17 protein-coding genes and 1 pseudogene are annotated in these 16,807 nt (G+C 69.2%); 1 reads left to right on the top strand and 17 read right to left on the bottom strand.

The features are described from left to right. Positions 1-30: 30 nt before the first annotated feature. From ACZ5XZ_RS20100 to ACZ5XZ_RS20090, 3 genes are read right to left on the bottom strand one after another with little or no spacing between them, the layout of a single operon-like run. Positions 31-456 carry a hypothetical protein gene (locus ACZ5XZ_RS20100; protein WP_468979774.1) on the bottom strand — a complete coding sequence of 142 codons (426 nt, stop codon included), beginning with the start codon at positions 454-456 and terminating at the stop codon, positions 31-33. Positions 457-491: 35 nt separating this feature from the next. Next, the gene (locus ACZ5XZ_RS20095) at positions 492-998 is read right to left on the bottom strand and encodes a hypothetical protein (protein WP_468979772.1); all 507 of its coding nucleotides are present in this window, start codon (positions 996-998) and stop codon (positions 492-494) included. Between the two features lie 18 nt (positions 999-1,016). Beyond that, positions 1,017-1,403: a hypothetical protein gene (locus ACZ5XZ_RS20090; protein ID WP_468979769.1), complete on the bottom strand. Its 387-nt coding sequence runs from the start codon at positions 1,401-1,403 to the stop codon at positions 1,017-1,019. 71 nt (positions 1,404-1,474) lie between these two features. Here ACZ5XZ_RS20090 and ACZ5XZ_RS20085 point away from each other — a divergent pair, with 71 nt between their 5' ends. Then, the gene (locus tag ACZ5XZ_RS20085) at positions 1,475-2,146 is read left to right on the top strand and encodes a hypothetical protein (protein WP_468979767.1); all 672 of its coding nucleotides are present in this window, start codon (positions 1,475-1,477) and stop codon (positions 2,144-2,146) included. 92 nt (positions 2,147-2,238) lie between these two features. On the opposite strand, the gene ACZ5XZ_RS20080 is transcribed toward ACZ5XZ_RS20085, so the two are convergent. From ACZ5XZ_RS20080 to ACZ5XZ_RS20015, 14 genes and pseudogenes are all read right to left on the bottom strand, one after another. After that, positions 2,239-4,695 carry a tyrosine-type recombinase/integrase gene (locus ACZ5XZ_RS20080; RefSeq protein WP_468979764.1) on the bottom strand — a complete coding sequence of 819 codons (2,457 nt, stop codon included), beginning with the start codon at positions 4,693-4,695 and terminating at the stop codon, positions 2,239-2,241. Beyond that, a complete protein-coding gene (locus ACZ5XZ_RS20075) occupies positions 4,688-5,884 on the bottom strand; it encodes a tyrosine-type recombinase/integrase (protein ID WP_468979762.1) in 1,197 nt (398 codons plus the stop codon). The genes ACZ5XZ_RS20080 and ACZ5XZ_RS20075 overlap by 8 nt, the downstream gene beginning before the upstream one ends. A 24-nt stretch (positions 5,885-5,908) precedes the next feature. After that, on the bottom strand, positions 5,909-6,073 hold the full coding sequence (locus ACZ5XZ_RS20070; protein ID WP_468979760.1) for a hypothetical protein: 165 nt from the start codon (positions 6,071-6,073) through the stop codon (positions 5,909-5,911). A 44-nt stretch (positions 6,074-6,117) separates the two neighbouring features. Further along, positions 6,118-6,888 (bottom strand): hypothetical protein, encoded by a 771-nt coding sequence (locus tag ACZ5XZ_RS20065; RefSeq protein ID WP_468979758.1) that lies wholly within the window; start codon positions 6,886-6,888, stop codon positions 6,118-6,120. Between the two features lie 29 nt (positions 6,889-6,917). Beyond that, positions 6,918-7,628 (bottom strand): hypothetical protein, encoded by a 711-nt coding sequence (locus tag ACZ5XZ_RS20060; protein ID WP_468979757.1) that lies wholly within the window; start codon positions 7,626-7,628, stop codon positions 6,918-6,920. Positions 7,629-7,713: 85 nt separating this feature from the next. Continuing rightward, a complete protein-coding gene (locus tag ACZ5XZ_RS20055) occupies positions 7,714-8,814 on the bottom strand; it encodes a hypothetical protein (protein WP_468979755.1) in 1,101 nt (366 codons plus the stop codon). Further along, a complete protein-coding gene (locus ACZ5XZ_RS20050; RefSeq protein WP_468979752.1) occupies positions 8,807-9,001 on the bottom strand; it encodes a hypothetical protein in 195 nt (64 codons plus the stop codon). Before ACZ5XZ_RS20050 ends, ACZ5XZ_RS20055 begins: the two co-directional genes overlap by 8 nt. A 95-nt stretch (positions 9,002-9,096) precedes the next feature. Next, entirely contained in the window at positions 9,097-10,605 is a 1,509-nt protein-coding gene (locus tag ACZ5XZ_RS20045) for an ATP-binding protein (protein ID WP_468979750.1), read from the bottom strand. A 20-nt stretch (positions 10,606-10,625) separates the two neighbouring features. Then, positions 10,626-11,081: a DUF6238 family protein gene (locus tag ACZ5XZ_RS20040; protein ID WP_468979748.1), complete on the bottom strand. Its 456-nt coding sequence runs from the start codon at positions 11,079-11,081 to the stop codon at positions 10,626-10,628. Between the two features lie 44 nt (positions 11,082-11,125). Next, the gene (locus tag ACZ5XZ_RS20035; RefSeq protein WP_468979745.1) at positions 11,126-12,595 is read right to left on the bottom strand and encodes an SCO6880 family protein; all 1,470 of its coding nucleotides are present in this window, start codon (positions 12,593-12,595) and stop codon (positions 11,126-11,128) included. Between the two features lie 96 nt (positions 12,596-12,691). After that, positions 12,692-14,071, bottom strand: coding sequence for an SCO6881 family protein (locus ACZ5XZ_RS20030; RefSeq protein WP_468979742.1), 1,380 nt, complete (start codon positions 14,069-14,071; stop codon positions 12,692-12,694). A gap of 31 nt (positions 14,072-14,102) precedes the next feature. Next, positions 14,103-14,792 carry a hypothetical protein gene (locus ACZ5XZ_RS20025; RefSeq protein WP_468979740.1) on the bottom strand — a complete coding sequence of 230 codons (690 nt, stop codon included), beginning with the start codon at positions 14,790-14,792 and terminating at the stop codon, positions 14,103-14,105. Beyond that, the gene (locus ACZ5XZ_RS20020; protein ID WP_468979739.1) at positions 14,792-15,100 is read right to left on the bottom strand and encodes a DUF6112 family protein; all 309 of its coding nucleotides are present in this window, start codon (positions 15,098-15,100) and stop codon (positions 14,792-14,794) included. Before ACZ5XZ_RS20020 ends, ACZ5XZ_RS20025 begins: the two co-directional genes overlap by 1 nt. A gap of 79 nt (positions 15,101-15,179) precedes the next feature. Then, positions 15,180-16,304, bottom strand: a pseudogene (locus tag ACZ5XZ_RS20015) (C40 family peptidase). Positions 16,305-16,807 lie beyond the last annotated feature (503 nt).

The following is a 16,807-nucleotide window of genomic DNA, read 5'->3' as shown; positions in this document are numbered from 1 at the left end:
AGGGCTCCTGGAGGCAGTTGAAGGAGTGGTCTACGAGCGGCGGGACGCGGCGGTATGTGTACTTGTCGCCGTGTGCGTGTCGGTGGTCGGGCTGGTGGCCCAGCCGGGGTGGTCGGGGCGGCGCTCGCGGATCTTGGCCCATGTGGCGGTGAGCGTGGAATCGCACACGAGGTGAGAGGCGATGTCGGTGTAGTGGCCCGCATGGAACAGATGGACCACGGCCTGGGTGGCACGGGCCTTCTGCTCCGCCTCACTCAGCCCTTCAGGCAGACGCAGGCGGAAGGCGGTGGCGGTCCTTTCGAAGCCACAGGCCAGGAAGATCCGGCGGGCGCAGTTGTTGCGGCAGTCGGCGATGACCGCGCCGCTGGTCGGGTCGCGGTAGATCTCGGCTTCCCGCCCGTACACCTCGTAGAGGGAGGAGATGCAGCGGGACAGGAATCGGGTGATGCGGGACATGGCGCGTTCCTTTCTGAAGAAGAGCTGGTGGCGGGTCAGGCAGCGAGCTGAGCGGTCAGGGCGCCGGCGTAGTGGTCACATGCGGAGCGTGCGTGGAAGGTGTCCTGATGGATCCGGGCCCAGCGCCCGTCCTGGCGGATCACGCTGGCGACGAGATCGACCGAGCCGCGGCCCCTGCGCAACGCGGCCCACCGGCAGGCGGCCGTGTCGCCGCCGGGCTCGATCCCCGTCGCGGCGACGATGTCCTTCACCAGGGCCGCCCACTGCTCGTCGGACAGGCCACGGCCGGTGTGGTTGACCACGGAGCAGTGCCAGGCGGGACGGGTCGGCCGTCGTCCGGTGCGCTGCCGGCGCGCGTGGAGAGGCTCATCGAGCAGCTGGGCGAGGTGCGCGAGGGAGAGCGCGTTCGCGGCGTGCAGATCTGGCGACCAGGCGGCGAGGAGGTAGGGCTCGAAGCCTTCCTCGCGGTGGGCGTGGAGCGTGGTGAGCAGTGCTGCGGTGTCGGCGGAGCGCCGTATGTGGCAGTCGAAGGACGGATGCACGGCAGAGCCTTTCGGGGGTTAGAAGTGGGGGTTTTCGTTCGGCCGGTCGCTCTCGGTGGCGGCGTCCAGCAGCTCGGGCAGGTCGGCGGGGTCGGCGTCGCGCTGGTCGATCCACCAGCCGGCGCGGGTCAGGGGCCGCACCGCGTCCTCGATGGCCTCCCACTCGGATTCGCTGGTGGTGCCTTCGAGGACGAGGGTGGCGTAGGCGGCAGAGACGAGCTGGTGGCGGCATCGGGTACCCCAGGAAATGGCACGGTCGGTGCCCTCCAGCAGCGGCATGCGGTACTGCTCGGACCACTCATCGGCCTCGGCCTGCTCGGCGGCCCGCTTCTTCGCCAGCCACTCGGCCTTCGACTCGGCATCCTCGCCCCGGGAAGCCCGCCAACAGTCCGTGCTTATCTGCACTTCACCTGAACGAGTGCGATTCCAGGTCGCGTTCCGTCGTCGCGGGCTTCGCCACTGGGTACCGTGTGTACATGTCCACTCGCGCGGAGCTGCGTCGGATGCGCCGTATCGACCGCTGGATGAAGGCCATTCTGCCGGGGGCGGTCCGACGCGTGGTCAACGGCGAGGTGTCGCAGCCCGGTTGGCTGCCTCGCCGCTGTCTGACCCTGGTGTCGGGTGACGTTGACCTGGACGCGGGTATCGGCGCAGTCTGGCTCGTCTGGCGTCCCGGCTCCCCGAAAGCGGAGACGCACACCGCGCTGATTGAGCGCTGCGGTGAGAAGTGGCAGTACACAGGCGGTGGCAGTAGGTCGGATGGTGACCTGCCGGCGGAGAGGCTGGTGGCGGGCCAGCCGGGGCAGGTTGGCATGATCGAGCTCGGCGGAGGCGCAGGTGGTCTGAGTTATGCCTATCGCCTGCAACATCTTCATCCGGACTTCATCGGGGCGGCCCCGTGGGTCGGATCCAACGAACTCCAGGTGGCGGCCGAAGTGGATCATCTCCTCCTCGGTGACCGACGGATTGAGGTGCCCGGGCACGGCAGGCTCATCGTGGTCTGGAAGTCCCCGTCCACAGGCCACGTAGGGATTCGACCGCTCATCGTGGCCGTGGGGCGCGACGGCTCGGAACTCTCCAGGATCGGCCCTCACGACAGTATGGACAGCTACACCTGGGCAAAGTTGAGCGGCCTGGCGGAGCACTAGCTGCGAACCCTCCGTAAGCACGGCTGCCCTGCTGCTCATGGGCCTGCCGGCGACAGAACCGCTTGCTTCGGCATGCATGGATATGAAGGGGGTCATGGTGTGGTCTCCTGCGGTGGCGTGGTGGTGCGTGGGAAGGGGATGCCGAGATTGACGACGGGCCGACGAAGGCGCCGCCCGGTTTCGTCTCTCTTGGCTCGCAGGAGGGTGAGGGTCAGGTCGATGCCTTCGGTCTCGCCGCGCCAGCCTTCGGTTTCGGCCCGGGCCCGGCGGTTGATGAGGTCCGTTTCGAGGTCGTCGAGTCGGCCGATCATCTTCGGGCTGACCTGGAGCATGGGACACCGGATGCAGGCGTGTTCGTGCTGGCAGGGGGTGCCGTAGGGGCGTCCGCATGCACCGAGTTCGACCTTGCGCTTGTCGAAGTGCTCTTCGAACTCGGCCCACTCGTCGCTGGTGACGTCGCAGTATTCATGATCGGGGCGGAGCTGGCGGCGTTCGTTGAGGTGGGCGAGGTAGTGGCGGATGACGTCTTCGTCGAACACGGCGACGTAGCCGCGAGTGGTCTGGATGTTGAGGTGGCCGAGCAGAGTGGCGCCGATGTGGATCGGCAGTCCGCTGTTGACGAGCTCTGTGGTGAAGATGCGGCGGAAGTCGTGCGGGGTGAACTTGACCGAGCTGAACGCGGGATTGTCGTCAGCGAGGTCCTTGCAGCGTCGTTCGAGCATGCTCAGGACGGTCACGGGGCTGATCACGTTGCGGGTGGAGCCGATCTTGCGCTGGAACAGGAACGGCATCGGCGGGCTCCAGACCTTGTCGTGCGGGTCGAAGCGCCGCAAGATCGGGACGGAGTTACCGTCGCGGGTGTGCCGGCGGATGACGGACGCGATGACGTGGAACAGTTCGGCGGACATCGGGATGACGCGCTCGCGGTCGGTCTTGGACGGGCTGATGACCAGGAGGGCGACCATCTCGCCGTTGTTGCGCTGGTAGTGGCGGATGCTGAGGTGGCTGACCTCGCACATCTCCTCGATGCGGGCGCCTGAGTGACGCAGGGTTTCGAGCGTGGCCCAGTCCCAGAAGGCTGTCTCTTCCTCTGCTTCGATCTGGACCAGCTGCCCGGTGTCGTCGCGGACGCGGACGGGGGTGCGGTGGCCGGCGCGGGCGAGTGTGAGGTCTTCCTCGGTCAGGATGCGGCGGTAGGTGCGGCCTCCGTGGGTGAAGGGCGTGTCGGTGGCGGCTGCTGAGGCGTGTTCCAGGAGCGTGCGGGTGCGGTCGTAGCGCTCCTCGACGTGTCGGACGAGCAGCGGCAGGAGTGGTTGGCGCAGGCGGGTTCGGTCGGCGGAGCGCTCGTTGATCCGGCGGCGGCGCTTGGCCAGTCCGCGTAGTTCGCTGGGCGGGACAGGGCATGAGGCGACCCAGGGAGCCCATCGTTCGGGTTCGTCGGCGGCCCAGGTGTGCAGGTCGTAGTAGAAGCTGCGGACGGCGATGACGATGGTGTCGACCCCAATGCGGGGCTTGCCGTCGTGGCGGATGCCGATCTTCTGGCGCCAGGCGCTGTAGAGGTCGGCCGGGATGTTCAGATCTGCTTGCTCGGGGTTCATCTCTTCGATGCGGGCCCAGAAGTTGTGGGCGACGTTGCGGACGAGGTTGACCAGGGAGGCGTAGTCGGTGTCGGACTTGCGGCGATGGAAGTAGTCGAGCAGGAGCCGGCGGACGCCCTGGTTGCGGATGGCGTGGCGGTCGACGAGTTCCTCGAGCGTGAGCTGGCCGCGGTGCAGGGCCTGACGCAGCGTGGCGGGTGTGCTCGGCGGGAAGTGGCCCATGGCGTGCAGGACGTTCCAGGCAGCGTGACCTGCGAACACGTGGGCGTCTTTCTTGCCGCGCCGCAGGGCAGTCTTCGCTGTGCGTGAGGCGTGGGCGTGGTGGAGCAGGGCCGCAGGGGTGAGGTCGGCGAAGCCGATGCCCTGGACGGCGAGCAGGCAGCACACGTCGAAGAGCGCTTCGCGTTTGTGGGGCCAGGAGAAGTCATGGTGAGCGACTTGGGCGGCGTACTTCTCCAGCAGGGGATCGTCCTGGGCGGCGATGAACTGGGCAGGGAATCCGTTGAAGTTGTGCTTCTTCATCACCAGCAGCGTCGGCTGGACGACGCGGAGGCAGAACAGAGCCCTGACGCCGACGCTGTATTTCTGGCCGGCCCGGTTGGTGCCCAGATCGGCGGCGGTGATCTCGCCGCGGCCCAGGGGGCTGGCATCCCAGCGCTCTTGCCAGGTGCTCCCTTCGAACCCGCCCAGGTAGGCCAGGACGCGCCGGGTGGAGGCCCGGTGCTGCTCGGCGGTCCGCGCGGAGGCTGCCGGTGAGGCGTCGTGCGCGAGTTGGCCGATGAGCTGCGGCGTGGCGGCGGACAGATCCCCGAAGGGGCGCGGCACGGTGGTCGCCAAGGCCGGTCGGGCCTCGATCTGGCTGGAGACGAGGCGGCTGGCGAAGGCCGGCTCGTCGCCGGTGTGGGTGTGGCGGCGGCTGACTCCGGTGGTGGGACGGGCGAGGTCAGCCACCGAACACCGCCTCGATGTCCGCGGCGGCGTAGCCCGCGGGGTAGTGCCGGGCAGGTCGGGGCGTGGCGTAGTGCTCGGTGAGTTTGTCGAAGAGTTCCTCGATGCGGACGGCCAGATAGCGGTTGGTGGTCTGGATGTCGGCGTGCCGCATGATCGTCTGGACTTCGGGGAGCGTGAGCTTTCCGCCATTGGCCATGCGGTAGGCGGCGGTGTGCCGTAGATCGTGCAGGGACCAGTTCGTTCCCAGCAGGGTGTTCGCCCGCTGCATGACCCGGCGCATGGCCCAGTAGGTCAGCGGACGGTCGGGGCCTCGGCGGGCCCGCCAGACCGGTTCGCCACCGGCGGGTGTGCCGACCGCGTCGAGGTAGACGGCCAGGCGGAACAGGCCCTGCGGGGAGACCGGGACTGCTTCCCTGGCCCGGGTGCCCTTGGTGATCACGTAGATCCGCTGACCGGACCAGTCGATGTCGCCGACGGTGACGCTGAGGAGTTCCTCGGCGCGGGTGCCGCTGGAGACGTAGATCTCCAGCAGTGCCCGGTCCCGGTCGCAGTTCATTGCGGTGAACAGTTCGTCCCACAGCCGGTCGGGGATCGACCGCGGTGGCCGGTCGGGCACTCGCTGCCGTAGCCGGGCCCGGCCCACCACCGGCGTGGGTTCCAGCGGACTGCGGTGCCCCAGCGCCCGGCGCCGCTGAGCCGAGTGCGGCACCGGGTTGACGACCGGGCCGCGGCCCTGATGCGCGTGGAACTCGTAGAACCCGCTGATCACCGTCAGAGCGTGGTTGATGGTGCGTGGCGCGTATCCGGCGCCCAGGGATGCTTTGCCGGTGCGGAGATTGACCGTCCCGGCCACCGCAGCATCGGCCCGGTGCCGCTGGCGCTGCGGGTTGGCGGCCGAGCGCAGCCAACCCGTCAGCATCGCGACCTCCGACTCCGTCGCCCGCTCCCACCCGGTGCCCAGCAGCCATAGCAGGCGGAACCAACGCAGCATGCCGTAGCCGTAGCTGCGGCAGGTCAGCGGGCTGGAATCCCCAAGTGCCAGGTCCCGCAGAAACGCGGTGACTGGCTCGACCTCGGACCCCGCCGCATCGAGCATCACGTACGGCGGATGTGCCCGGTTGACCTCCACGACTCGTCCGAGGCGAGGGATGGCCCGTTGCCCTTCCATCAACTCATCGCGTACATCCATCACTTGCTCCTTGATCGCGACCTGTTACGCCGTGACCAACGAGGTGAGGATGGTGCAGTTAACAGAGCAGTCGCGTGCTGAGAGCCAGCGGGCGTAGCCCGCACGCCGGTCGGCCGACCGGTCGGCAAGGTCGGCCTCGGCGGTGTGTCCACAGGCGTGGTCAATGCTCCACAGCGTCTTGACGGCCATGACAGGAACTCCTTCTTCTGTGCTTCTAGGATCGAAAGGGGTGGTCAGCGTGTACGGCGGGGGCTGGGCGGCGCGGCCGTGGGGCGGGGTGCTTCCCCCGGGTCCCCAGCAAGGTCGGCTGGGCGCTTCGGCGAGGACTCCACCGCCGCACGAGCACGGGCGGTGTGCGTGACGGCGGGGACCTCGTGCCGCCTGGGGAGCGGAACGTCAGCCAGCGGCGGAGCACCGTTGGGTGTCACATCCGGCATGACCGACAGATCGAGCTGCGCGTCGGCCAACCGGTCGCCGAGGAAGGCGACACGGTGCGCGACCGTGCGCAGGCGCTGGCCCAACTCCCTGCCGCCCGGGGTATCGAGTCGCTCGCACCAGGCGGCAGCGGTGTCGATGAACTCCTCCAGATCGCCGACGGCACCGTGGTGCTCATCGAGGATCTGCTCCAGCACATCGGCGACGTCGGCCGAGCGACGCAGCTCGTGCAACTCGCCGGTCAGCGCGGTCGACGACTGCCCAGGCTGCGTTGTACGTGCGGTCACGCCGTCCGGTGTGGGGACGGGAGGCGGCAGCATGATGCGGGGATCGGCGGCGACAGAGAGGCCGGCTTCCTGAAATTCGCGGGTGGCGGCGGCCACGGTCCGGAGCGCGGTGTTGTGTGGTGTGCCGTCCGGCAGGAGGTAGACGTCCAGGTCCTGGCTGTAGCGGAAGTGGTGCTTGCGCAGGACCTCGTCCAGGCGCGGCCGGTCATCCGCTACCGCGGCGCCCACACCAAGATCGGGGTGAACTCCGAAGGCAACGTCGGGCTCGTGGGGCAGGTTCATCACGAAGACTCCTTCGAGGCATCGGCGCGTTAGCGGGTGCGGACCGGCTGCTGGGTGGCGGTAGCCGGGCGGTAGGCGACGGCGGCGGCTGGCTGCTGCGGCATTGCGACGCCTGCGCGTGCCGGGGAGATGGCGGTGGCGGCCTGAGCGCGCTGCATCATCGACGACCTCGGATCACGACGCTCATTGCCGGGCATCGCGTAGAAGACGTCGAACGCCCGGCCGGTGTGCTCCAGCCGGGACTCGACGTACCGCAGATCGCCCTCGCCACGGAGCAGCAGTCCCTCGCGGGTACGTACGTCCGTGCCGACCGCGCGCAGGGTGCCCTCACGGTCACGCACCTGGTCGTGCACCACGATCTGAGCAGCCCGTATGTCAGCGTCGAGCGCGCGGGCGGAAGCGAAGGCCGCCTGCCCGGCACTGGGTACCTGCGCGGCGGAACGATTCTCCAGTCGGCCAAGACCTTGGTGGGCGGTGAGCGGGGCGTGGGGATTGAGGTCGTACGCAGCGTCTGAAGTGACCGTGTACTGCGCGGCCCGCAGGGACTGGACCGCCTGCTGTCCTCGGCGGGTCGGATCGTGGTTCGGTTCGGTGAGGGCGTAGAGGTTGCTGCCGGGCAGGGGCTCGAAGCCGACCCGCCGCAGCATGTGGTCGGCGACGTGGTTTTCGTGCGAAGCAGTTGCCACGACGCCGAAGCGGTCGTGGTGGCTGACGGTGATGTGCGGACGTGTTTCCGCCACGAGTAATGCACCTCGCAGAGGTTGGGGCCGTGCGGACGACGAGGATGCGATCTGAAGACGGGTTTGGTGATGCCGGAAAAATGCGCTAGCGCGAGCGAGGCCGGCGGTCGTGCCCCTGCCGGTCGGCCAGCCGTGAGGCGGCCTCCTGCGTCGGCGCGGTGCACTTCCGGGCGTCGAGTGGCGACCGGGCGCGGGCTGCCTCAGCTTGCACCGACCGCTTCAGCCTCTTCGGACTGCGCTCAAGTGCCTGCTCGGCCCGTGCTATCTCGACGAGCGCGCTGGCGTTATCGGTCCAGGTCAGGGAACAGTCCCAACCCTCGGCATTACGCTCGACGACCGCCCTGTCGAAGATCTCCTTGGCGCGAGGGTGGCCGGGCACCAGCGCATCGGCGATGACCTGGAAGTCCGCCTGGACGCGTGCGCCGCCGTCCAGCGCTTCGCGCAGAACCCGCAGCCGGTACGGCCAGCGTCCGGCCGCACGATCGGCGGGATCCAGGAGCGGGAGGGTCTCCTCGGCCTGGGACAGAAGGGCCGGACCGTGGTCGAGGAAGGGGGCGAACTGGGCCCACATCTCGGCGTCCCGCTGCTGCTGGCGCAGGCCGTAGCGGTCATCGAGCGGCCAGTGATCGGCGTCGCACAAGCTGTCCGAGACGGCATCCCACTCGGCCAGCGCGCGCTCACCGGCAGCCACGGATCCGGCGAGATGCTCGATCCGTGCCTGATGAACGGCCTGTTCGTACCGGGGGAGCAGCCGGTCAGCCACGACGGAGGCTGCCCGCGCTGGGTCGGCACTGACGACAATGCCGTCGGGCGCTTTAACAGCGCCGGTGACGTTGATCCCTTGTGGGGCGAGGGCGGCGACGAGGAACTCGTGCCTGCGCAGCGGACGGTCGACGACGACCAGCTCCAAGCCGGAGTCGCTGGTGAGCACGGCGTCCCGTTGCAGTACGAACTCGGACAGGGCCCAGCGGGCATGCCCGAACCCCCACAGCCGCTCGCGGAGCGGGAACTGGTCGCTGTATTCGGCGTGCTCGCGGGTGGTTGCGGTCCACGAGCCCGGCAGGCGGGCGGCGAGTGCTTCGGCGAACAGCGCGAGATCCGCACGTTCCTGCGGCCGGTGGGACGGGCGGGTGATCTCACTCTGGACAGCTCGTGCGACGGAGTTGGGGCGCGTCGCTTCAGCCATGACGGGTCCCGGTGCGATCACCAGCGGTTACCTGGTGTGCCGCACTCGTGCGGCGAGTCTCATCCAGGATGCCGAAGGGGCCTGTGGCCAAAGGGATGTGGCTGTGGGAGGCGTTGGCCTTTGCGGCGTCGATGTAGAGCTGGACGAGCCGACGTACGGCACGGCGGATGGTGATCTGCAGAGGCATGGGAATGGATTCCTTCAGATGCTTGGTAGGGGGCGGAGGGAGCCGAAGTGCGGCTTCGGCTCCCTCCGAGGCATGAGCCCGGCCCGCGAATGCGCTCAGGCGGACATCCGGGCGTCTGTATCGAACAACTCCCGTTCGCGCGGGTGAAGGAGATGTTGAGTAATGAACGACCGGCCCGCGACCTTCCACAGGCCCCGGCCCTTGGTGAGGGCGGACACGGCCTGGGTCTCCACGCCGGTCAGTCCCAGCAGGGCTGCGGCGGAGGTGAGTTGGTCGGCTTCCTGGCGGTAGATGATGCGGGTCGAGCAGTCGGTGAGCAGACCTTCGGCCAGCGCCCGGCCCCGGGAGCCGGCATCTCCTGCGGTCAGCAGGTCGCTGAGGCGGTGGATGACCATGAGGTTGGCGATGCCGAGGCCACGTGAGAGCTTCCACTGGGTCTGCATGCGCTCCAGCAGGGCGACGTGGCGCATGACGCGCCATGCCTCGTCGTAGATCACCCAGCGCCGCCCTCCGGTGGGGTCGGCGAGCGCGGACTCCATCCATGCCGAGGCGCAGGTCATGGCCAGGACGAGCGCGGTGTCGTCGCCGGCCCCGCCCAGGCGGGAGAGATCGATGGACAGCATCGGCGCACTGGGGTCGAAGGCCACGGTGCTGGGGGCGTCGAACATCCCGGCCAGGTCACCGTGCACGAGCCTGCGCAGTGCGTGGGCCAGGTCTTCGGCTGCGTGCCCGAGCCGCCCGGTCAGGTCGCCGAGAGCAGAGTCGAGCCGCTCGGGAGAGCCGAGGATGTGCGCGACGTCGCCCAGCAGCGGCGTGGTGCCGCTCGCCTCGGCGTGTGTGACAGCCTGGTCGAGCGCCACGTCCAAAGCGGTGTGCTCCATCGGGTGCAGATCCCGCCGCAGGACCGTCTTCGCGAGTGAACCGAGAAGAAGAAGGCGCCGCTTGCGGACCTCGTTGGCCCAGTCCTCCTCGCTGACGCCGTGCGGCCTGGCGGGTGCGTCCAGGGGGTTGAGTCGTCCGGGCAGGCCGGGGCCAAGCGCGATGGTCTGGCCGCCCAGCTCCTGGGCGACGACGGTCCACTCGCCCTTGGGGTCGCAGGGGACGTAGATGCGGTAGCCGAAGGCGACGGCACGCAGGGCGAGGGACTTGGCCAGGGCGGACTTGCCCATGCCGATGATCCCGGCGAGCAGGATGTTCGGATTCGTGAATCCGTCGAGGCGCCCGTACAGCGCGAATGGGTCGTACGTGAACGCCGCTTCGGCGTGGACGTCGCGGCCGATGTAGATGCCCTGGGCGCCGAGGCCGCCCTCGGCGAGGAACGGGTACGCGCCGCTCGCGGTGGCAGTCGTCATCCGGTGGGCGGGGAGTTTGAGATGGCCGCCGCGGGCGGAGTACGGGCCGGGACGCCCGGCGGCCGGGTAGGTGGCCCGCAGCTCGGGGTCGATGCCCGGTTCGGCGAGGCGGGCTTGGGGACGCGCGGCATGGCGGGCCTGTTCGCGGGCGGCGGCGAACTGGTCACGGGCCGCGCGGGCGGTGCGGCGGTCGCTTTTGCGGGGGACGAACAGCGGGCTGGCGCTGGCACGGTCGCGGGTGTGGTTGGGCATGTTGGCGGTGCTCCAGCAGGTCAGTGGCGGGTCAGGCCGGTGAACGGGTCGCGCAGATCGGCCGGGGTGTGGGCACGGCGGACGTGCGCGGAGGTGGCCAGGTGGCGCTGGCAGATGGTGAGTTCGGGCGCGCCTTCGGGGAGCCGGGCCCGGCACGCCTCCCGCGTGCGGGGGCGGTCGGTGCCGGGGTGGGCGGCTGCGTGGTAGGCGTCGTGGAGGTGCTCGGCGGCTTGCCACAGCCGGATCCGGCAGGCCCGCAGGTGATCGCCCTCGGCCTCGGCCACCGGGGTGGTGCGGGCGGTGTGGGTGTCGAGCAGGCCGTACAGGGCGGTGAGGTGGGCGTGGAGGGCGTCCACCTCGGTGCGGTGTGCGGCCACGGGTCCGGCGGGGAGGTTGATCGCCCGGTGGAAGTCGAGGGCTGCGGTGGCGAACGGGACGAAGTCCTCAGCCAGGTCGGGCAGGGGATCGGTCGGCATTGGGGAGTGGCCCTTCGGTTGAGCGCGGTGGTGGTGCTGGGGCGCTAGGGGCGGGCCAGCGGGAGGGCGGCGTTGGTGAAGGCTTCGGCCTGCTGCCAGGTCAGCAGCCGCAGATCGAGGAGGGCGGAGACCGCGGCCGTCTCGATCGCCGCGCAGGCGGAGTTGAGTTCTTCGTCACTGTCGGCGCTGACGGTGAGCAGGCCGGTCAGGGCGACGTCGGCGTGGCCGGCGATCAGCTGGCGCTCGCGGTTCTTGATGTCGGCGTACTCGACGGAGTCCTCTTCGGAGTCGACCTGGCCCTTGCGCTGCCGCTCGGCCGCATCCGCGATCACCGTGGCCTTCTTGCGCTGCACATCCTTCAGCGCTGCGTCCAGCCCCTTGGGCGCGTAGGACAGCGACAGGGTGCGCCGCACCCCGGAGGTGAACAGGAGCTGGTGCAGGAACCCGGGGCTGGTTTCGATGCGGGGCCAGTTCTCGATCCAGTACGTGGCGTGGCGGGCCGAGTCGGTCTGGATCCGGTCGGCCTTCTCCACCAGGACGACCGGGCCGGCAGCCGCCGGGTCGGCCTGCGGTCGGCCGGCCTCGGACCACTGATCCAGGGCCGCGGACGCCTTCGGGTCATACGCGGTGCGGATCACGGCGGCGATCTCACTCGCCCCCAGCCAGCCACTGGGCGTCAGACCGGAGTTGCGGGCGGCCTGGTCGAACGTGGAGGTGAGCTGGGACAGGACGGCGAAGGCGCCGGTGAGTCCGCCGCCGGCCTGGTTGATCAGACGTCGGGCGGCCTTGAGATCGAGGGCGAGCGCGACGTACGCCTCGTGCGGGGCTGCTGCGGGACCAGCCGCGGCGAGCAGATCGCTGTAGATGGGGCCGGCCAGGTGGGTGTCGGCGTTCCCGTGCTCGCTCCAGTAGCGGTTGAGCGCATCGCCGGAGTCGGGCACGGTCCGCTCCAGCACCTGGACCCGAGCGATGTGACCAGTGCGCGACAGAGCGGCCAGGGTGCGGCCCCAGCCTCCGACGTTGCTGGTCTGGGTGGCCGGATCCAGCAGGGCGAAGGCGCGGGACGATACCTTCACCACGGCGGTCAGGGTGCCATGGTGCGGGTCATGCACGGCACCGAGCTGGCCGTCGGGCGAGGTGACCACCCGCAGCGAGGCGGCCGTGCCCGGCAGGTGGAGCAGGCCCTCACGTCGCGGTCGGCGGGAGGGGCGGGCGAGCCAGATGAGCTGGCCCTTGAAACGCCGCAGCGCATATCGCAGGGCGATCGGTGCCCAGTCGGCGAGCGACCGCCCGCGGTGACGGATGAAGACCGCCGCCAGGATGACCGCCCACAGCGGTAGGAGCTTTAGCGCCCCGGTGACGCCGGATTGCATCAGCACCGCGAGCAGGGCCAGGCCGGTGAGGGTGACGACGACAAGCTGGGCGACCGAGAGGCCGAGCAGTACACCGCGGCGTGAGCGATGGGGGAACTTCACAGTGGCCGGGCCGTCGGAAGTGGACAAGTCGGGGTGCATGGCGAAGCCGTCCTTGGAACGTGGTGAGAAAGAAGGAAGGGGAGACGGGGGCGGGCGGGCCGACCGCGGCAGGCGCCCGCCCCCGTCAGATGAGGGCTACGAGCCCGATCCACCCGGTGGCTTGGGATAGATCCACCGCTGGGGCGTACTGCCGCCCTGCGGAGGAGGCCCACTTGCCGGTGGCGACCCGCTGGGCCGTGGCGCTGGCGGATCCATCCGGGTACCCGCCGCCGAGGCGCCCGGCGCGGACGAAACTGGCGCCGAAGCTGCCGCGCCCGAGGTGGTCGGCTGGCCGGGGCGCTGGATCAGGGGCTGGCCGCGGTCCCCGTCCGTGGGAGGCCGCTGGATCAGCGCTCGGCCCTTGTCGCCGGTGGCGTTGGGGTCCTCGCCGTAGCGGAAGCGGGTCTGCTTCGGCTTTCCGCCACCGCTCGGGCCGCCGGTCGGGTCGATGCCGGAGGCGACGCCATCCGTGCCCTGGCCCGGCACCTTCGACGGGCCCTGCGGAGCAGGTGTCCCGGTGCCCGTCTGCATGGCGAGCTGGGCTGCGGTTTTGGCCGCACCGGCCGCCACTCCCGCACCGGCGACGCCGGTGCGGTGCAGGTCATCGTGGCCCCCGCCGTCAGCGGCCCAGTGGATGAACTTGTAGGTGGCGTAGGGGCAGAGCATCACCAGGACCATCACGACGATGCCCGCGATCGCATCCGACAGGGCAGCGAGCCCACCGTGCGAGTCGGACTTGCCCATGGCCGAGACGCCCAGCAAGAACACGATCGTCATCAGCAGTTTGCTGACCACCAGGGTGGCCGTGGCCTCGATCCAGCCGCGCCGCCAGCGCTTGGCCACCTCCCAGCCTCCGCCGGCACCGGCGAAGACCGCCAGCGTGACCAGGACCAGGATGCCGACCTTCCGGGCGACCATCACGGCCCAGTACAAGAACGCCCCGATCGCGCAGCCAAGCGCGATGATCGAGGGGACACCCCAGCCCAGGCCGTACATCGCCCCCAGCTCGTTGACCTTGATCATGCGGCGGACCGCGTCATCGACGGAACTGTTGGCGGCCTTGAACAGGCCGGCACTGAGCGCGTCGACCACGGTGATGGCGACGGTGGTGCAGGCGATGGCGGCGAAGGCGAAGAAGACGCCCACCATGGTCCCGAACGCGGCCTGGGCAAGGGCACGTTCGTCCCGTCGCCAGGCGGCACGGGTGAGCTGCAGGCAGAACGTGCCCACCGTCAGGATCAACCCGATCGGCAGCAGCATTTCGTAGTTGATGCGGAACCACTCGGCGTTCAGGTCGATGGCGGTAGTCTTGTCGACCGCCTTGGACGCGAGGTCGGCGGCCGACTGGGCCACCTCGCCCATCGACTTGGCGATCCAGGCACCGATACCGTCGGTGACCGCCTCGCCGGTGGAACTGACGACGCCGCCGACGGCGTCGCAGACCGAGTTCATCAAGGGAAGGTCGCAGGCTCCCATCAGGGCACCTCCTTATCCGGGTTGAGGGTGGTCATGGCGCGGCGTTGGGCAGGACGGCGGCCAGCGCACAGTTCTGGTGCGGTCGGCACTGGATAGCGAGGGTCATTGATCGGGCCTCGGCCCCGGCTCCCGAGCCCTGCCAGGCGAGGGTCTGGTTGCCGGTGACCGTGACGGCGTAGACGTACGCCTCGGTGATCGCACCGGGATCCTGGGCCAGAGCGGTCTTGAACGCCTGCGGGAAGTGGCCCTCGCCGATGTCGACGCTCGCGTGCTGGTGGTTGTCGTGCATCCGCGCCCACAGCACCGGGCTGGGCACCTGGTCGGTGACGGACTTCCAGTCGGCGTACTTCTTCTCGCCGGTCATCCACCGTTTCAGCCCGGCCAGATGCTCGGCCTGGGAGAACGAGCGGGAGTCGTACGCCCACAGGACCTTCGTGGCTGCCTTGGCGAACGCGATCGGATCGCTCGTCTTCGGCGGCGCCGCGACAGCCACACCCTTGCCGGAAGGCGCTTCGGGTGAGCGTGACGACTCCGGAGCGGATGTTGACGGCGGGGAGGGTTTGGCCGAGGCTGGGTTGTCCGTACGGTTCAGATACGCGACGAGACCGGCGACGGCCAGCAGCACGGCGAGGATGATGCCGCCGATCAGCGAGCGCCGCAGGACCGAGGCCGGTTCTCCGTACGTGCGCTCCTCGGGAATGCGGAGACGTTGCTTCGGCATCAGTGGACCTGCGTTCCCATCGCGGAGAAGAACGCGACGATGCCGTTGGCCGCACCCAACAGCAGGGCGCATCCGGCGGCAACGGCCGTGCCCTTCTTGCCGTTGGCCTCTGCCTGGTGGCCGCCGCTGTGGTGGCCCCAGGCCCAGACGACCGTGGAGATGACCAGGGCTCCGACCGCGGCGATGATGCCGAACAGGTTGATGCTGCCCATCACGTTCTTCAGGACATCGAGACCGGGAAGCCCGCCCTGCTTCGGCGTAACGCCGGGGTTGTAAGCCAGGTACTGGGCGTGCTGCATGAGCTTCATGGGAACTCCAGTGCGGATTTGGGCATGCGACGGCCCGGAAGGGGAGGGAGAGAAAAGGGGAGAGGGGGAGCGGGGCCGGTCAGGCGACTCGGTGGGCGGCGAGAATGTCCGGCCGCCACGAGGCGAGAGTCGAGATCTTGACCACGTCGCCGGTTCGCGGGGCCTGCAAAATCAGCCCCTGGCCGATGAACATCCCGACGTGTTCCGGCACCGCTGCCGTGCCACGGGTGAAGAGCAGATCGCCAGGCTTGAGGGCATCGACACTGACCGCCTCACCCTCCTTGACCTGCGTGTACGTGGTCCGGGAAATCGAGACCCCACCGGCCTTGTACGACGCCTGCATCAACGACGAGCAGTCACAACGACCCATCGGGTCCTGACCGCGCGGATCGGTACAGCTGCCACCCCACTGATACGCGGTGCCGAGCTGACCGAGCCCCCAACGGATCGCCGTACCAACGGACTTGGGCGCATCGGCCGGGATCTTGTAGCCCTTGGGGACGGACCCGGCCGGAATCGGGCCGAACCCGCTCCCATCGCCTCCCGTCCCACATCCCCCAGACGGGACCTCCGGCTCGGCGTCTTTGCCGGAATCGCCCTTGGTGGGGAGGTTCTTGGCGATGGCCTTCTGGAGCGCTGTGGCCAGGGGTTCCCACTTGGCGTAGGCATCCGGGAACCCGCTCGCCTGGACCGCCTGCGCGGCCTGGGCGATGGTCATCGACTGCCAGCCCGAGACCTTCAGCAGCCCCTCGTAGAATTTCGTCGAGGCGTGCACCGGATCCCGGACCTGCTGCGCGGTACCCCAGCCCTGGCTGGGACGCTACTGAAACAAGCCGAGAGAATCCCGGTCGCCGTAGGACAAGTTCCGCAGCCCCGACTCCTGCAACGCAGTCGCCAGCGCGACGATCTGTCCGCGTACGGGAACCTTCATCGCCACGCCAGTGGCCAGGATCGTCTTGGCGTTCGGTATCTGCTCCTTCGGGTTATCCAGGTCCGCAACGGATACCGAACCCTTGCCGCCGCCCTTGAGGATCGACTCCACCTGCCTGGCCACGGCCTTGGCATACACCGCACCGGCACCAGCACTGGCTTCGCCGCAGGCGGCCTGGGCATTGCTGGCGCCGGCCAGGGCAACGCCGATGGGCGCGATCAGCAGCACCGGGGCGAGGGCGACGCCGCCGGCCATCGCGGCGACCTTCTTCACAGCCCACCACCGGACGCTTGGCGTATCCAGATATCTGGCTCGGGCGAGGGGCGTGCCTGGGCATGCTGCATCAGCAGCTCCTTACTCGTAGGCAGCGTGGTGCCAGCGTTCTCGTCGAAAAGGCCACCGGCACCACACCGGATAAACACTCGAAAGTCCCCGAAGGGAGGGCCGCGCTTCGGAGCTGCTAACTCCGAAGCGCTGGACCCTTTATCGCAATGCGGCAGCCAGCCGCTCTCGTAATCTCAGGCGCCACACGGTGAATTCCTCTCCGTCGCGTCCATCAGGGCTTTCACGGGTGCCGAACGGGCCGCCGATTGGACGAGGCAACACGCATCAGCACAGCTCAACAGGGCTGGGGCCGGGGCCGATCCTGCGAACATGCCGAGACTGTAGAGACAAAATCCGGCCGCACCAAACGTGCCGCGATCATGAAAAGAGGCGGGCTAGATCACGTCATTGGGTGCGGCCGGAAAAAGGCGCTAACCTCCAGCCCACTGCGC

Source organism: Streptomyces sp. NPDC033270 (genome assembly GCF_055576575.1).
The sequence above is the reverse complement of the archived record's forward strand: the minus strand, read 5'-3'. Positions and strand labels throughout refer to the sequence as shown.